General features: G+C 43.6%; 3 protein-coding genes and 1 riboswitch. Of the genes, 1 reads left to right on the top strand and 2 read right to left on the bottom strand.

Annotated features, from left to right (window positions below; all coding sequences use genetic code 11):
- Window positions 1-40 precede the first annotated feature (40 nt).
- Both QT974_RS11115 and QT974_RS11110 read right to left on the bottom strand, forming a co-directional pair.
- A complete protein-coding gene (locus tag QT974_RS11115) occupies window positions 41-1,039 on the bottom strand; it encodes a methyltransferase domain-containing protein (RefSeq protein ID WP_333468545.1) in 999 nt (332 codons plus the stop codon).
- Between the two features lie 111 nt (window positions 1,040-1,150).
- A complete protein-coding gene (locus QT974_RS11110; protein ID WP_333468544.1) occupies window positions 1,151-2,248 on the bottom strand; it encodes a fatty acid desaturase in 1,098 nt (365 codons plus the stop codon).
- 75 nt (window positions 2,249-2,323) lie between these two features.
- Window positions 2,324-2,468: riboswitch (cobalamin riboswitch) on the bottom strand.
- A 323-nt stretch (window positions 2,469-2,791) separates the two neighbouring features.
- Here QT974_RS11110 and QT974_RS11105 point away from each other — a divergent pair.
- The gene (locus tag QT974_RS11105) at window positions 2,792-3,346 is read left to right on the top strand and encodes a hypothetical protein (RefSeq protein ID WP_333468543.1); all 555 of its coding nucleotides are present in this window, start codon (window positions 2,792-2,794) and stop codon (window positions 3,344-3,346) included.
- Window positions 3,347-3,456 lie beyond the last annotated feature (110 nt).

Raw genomic sequence — 3,456 nt, 5'->3', positions numbered from 1 at the left:
CGCCAGTCTTCTAGCCAACCTAATTTTAAGTGCAATATCTTCAACCCGCGTCGGCTTGTTTTGCCTGTATAGACGCGGTTTCAACCGCCAGTCTTCTCTCTGAATTTGCTCGGAGCGCGCGGAACATTCCAAAGCGACAAAGCCCCGCACCAAATGCTAAACGCATTAGTAAAAGAGTCGGTACTTCTCGCAGAGACTTGATGAAACCCGATACACCAAAACGCACTAATCCGGCCGGTCTAGCTATACCTTGCCAGATAGAATCTATCCAGGAAGGAAGGGTTTCTGGCGTCCAATCTGCGGTGGTTACAGCGCCCTCCACAAACCCCGTTGCTTCTAAAAGTTCTGAAAAGCCCTCGATGCTTGAAAAAGCCGGATGCGACCATTGATCCAGCAGTTGTTTCATTACGGGTTTCTCCCAGAAATTGAGCGGGATTTGGCGATCGTCCCTTTGATTCCAGTCAGCTACAACCAGCACGCCACCAGGCTTGACGACTCTCATCAACTCTTTCGCAAACACGGCTTTATCTGGCATATGCGGCCCAGCTTCGATCGACCAAACCACATCAAAACTCGCATCTGGAAACGACAGCGCCATAGCATCATCCACCCGAAACTGCAAATCGAGCTCTGGGGAAGTTAATTCTTGAGCGCGTTTAACTTGCTGCGGGCTGATCGTAATTCCAGTGACAGCAAACTTATAATCCTTCGCCAGAATGCGGCTGCTACCGCCAATTCCACAGCCCACATCTAAGACTGTAGTACCGGCAGGTAATTTATCCAAGCCACCCCAGCGCACCATTTCATGCACAAAATCCGATTTAGCTGCGAGGAAATCTTTTCGTTGTGGCGGTGCACCGTAATGTCCCAAGTGGATGTGTTCGCCCCAATAAAATTCTAGAATCCCGTCTTCCGTCCATTCGTCGTAGGAATTGGCCACGGAGTCGGATGATTGATAAGGGCGAGCCGTGGTTAAATAGATCAGAAGGGCGATCGCCAGTAGTGCAAACACAACTCCAACAACAACAAATAAATTCATTTTTTACGCGATCTCCAGAATAGAATGTATAGCAGTTGACAGTTGACAGTTGACAGTTGACAGTTGACAGCTTCCCCGAAAAGCCGATCGTTGGGTTGCATAGTACGGGAATCAAATTATTTCTACTTGTTGTCTAAATAATGCGATCGATTGCAGACTATCAGAATCAGCATCCCAAAGAATGAACTTAAAACAATCAGGAATCTCGCGAATTGTCAGAATTCTTGAATTACCAAGCAGATGCAGATTAGCATGGTGACACGCCCGAAGATTGTAATTAGGGATGCGCTCCGAGAGATGATGAATATTGTGGTAAGCAATATCAGCCGAAAACCAATTGAGAATAGCTGGTAATTTGAGATAACTGCTACCTTCGATCGCACCAAGCAGATAGTCCCAGCCCTCTGTTTTGTGAGCGTAGGAACCCTCAAAGTTATGCTGTACAAAGAAAATACAGATAAATATCGCCGCCGAACAAGTCATCACAATTGAGTAAACACTCCAGAAAAAGCCCACCCCAAGTAAGTTACCCAGATAAAACCAGCTACCAACAACACAAATATTGTTGAACAGTAAATCCCAAAACTCAGCCGTCGTATACCAATGTTTGGATTTATAAGAAGCGATTATTCTAGATAAACCCATGCCCAAATCTTGATTTAGACAATCAAAAGTATGTCTAACAAAACCAGCACTTCCCAAAATTAGCGCGAGTCTGGGTTTGATAATTAGGTAGAAAAAGCCACCAGGAAACAGCATCAACGGGTGTCTGAGCAATTGATATATTTTTTGATTAAATGGACTGAGTGCCGCAAACTTTTCGGTTGATGTCAACGCCGAAGGGCCTCGGTACATATCCCAATTACCATTATTTTTGTGATGGTAAGCGTGTCCCCTCGACCACGGGTACTGAGGAATTGCATTGATGATACCGAGCAGAAAGCCTACGGTACGATTTACTTTTTTGGAACTAAACAGAGAATAGTGTCCGCAATCGTGCATCAATGAAAAACAGCGTCCAGAAAAAAGTGTCATTAACACCAATATCGGCGGCAGAATCCATAGAGAAATGGCAGCAGCCTTAAATGCTAAAAACCATAAAAATATATAGGGAATTACTGTATTAAATATTTGAAAACTAGCTTTAACATTGTTACTTTTCATGTAAGGAACTAGCACAAAATCCGACTTTTTAATGGCGCTTTTCATTCGGATTTCTCGCCATAGTACATGACTTTTAAAAATGCTAAATCAACTATCATCTATACCTCGTAGACGAAAAAGAACAGGTTTGGGATATCGGCGGGCCTTCTGACTAAGAGACTCTATCATCTCATTACAGTTGCGGGACAGCGCCGGACTTACACCGGACTTTCCCCGTTTCTTCCAACGGTTGCTTTTTGTTGGAACCGATTTTCGCACATCTATGAGGTTATCACAATTCTCGCTGGTTTGCAGAAAAAACTGTGCAGCGTGTCACCAGCGCCACAAATCGCTACTGTTTAGGGGCTAAGCTCTAACTCGATCGCACTCTCAAACATTCGGCGACTCCCGAAAACTTGCTATTTGCGGGCTATATGCGCGATCGGCTTTCACAAAAAAATTGCGATCGTCCAGAACTATTAACGATACTATTGTTCTTCCATAGTGGTTTTGGGCTACTTGTAAGTCTCGCTGTTTTGTTCGCAGACCTATGAAATAAAATTTTTAAAATACTATATCATCATTAATGTAAAATCCTCAAAACTAAAAATGCTCCGTCTGCTGACATTAGGATCTTTGCTTTTGGCGATCGCCCAAACGATCGCTATTTCACCTATCGCAGTACCAAAACGCGATCGAGCCGCGCTCAAAACAGCGCCCCAAGCACCACAAAAGACGATCGCAGAAGCCACAACTGAGCCTGCTATATTTTCTCCTGCGGAACTAGGGGAGAGTTTTCATAGAAACTTTGAAAAAATCGAAAAACAGCCCTGTAACGAAAAGCTGAAAACAGAAAAGTCTGTTCGCTATCGCATCTGTACCGTGAATCAAGGAAATGGTAAAACCAGAATTGTCTCAGCCTCAGCCGCCAATATTGAAGTGGGGGATGGCATGGGATACTGGTTTACAGAAACTGGCAAGGTTTATGCTATTCGTTTTTTTCATAGTGGTGAAACATTTATTTTCGGACTTGAAAACGGCAGTTTGCTAGCGGAACTGATTGATAAAAGACAAGTTAAAAGGGATTTTAAAGATGCACAAAGGAAGGCACTAGAGAAGAGCGCTAGAGAAGGAGGTAAAAGCATTATTCAGAGATTTAAATAGGAGTAATATTATTGACAATATCCGCTTTTTAATGGTGGATTCACATTAAATTAGTGGGTGCATCTCATTTTTGCAAATATACTCGTAGGGGCTCTCGCATTTCGGCAGTA

Origin of the sequence: Microcoleus sp. BM001215392 (assembly GCF_036700185.1) — a bacterium.
Lineage (GTDB): Bacteria > Cyanobacteriota > Cyanobacteriia > Cyanobacteriales > Microcoleaceae > Microcoleus.
Note: the sequence above shows the minus strand (reverse complement) of the source record. Positions and strands in the feature narration are given on the sequence as shown.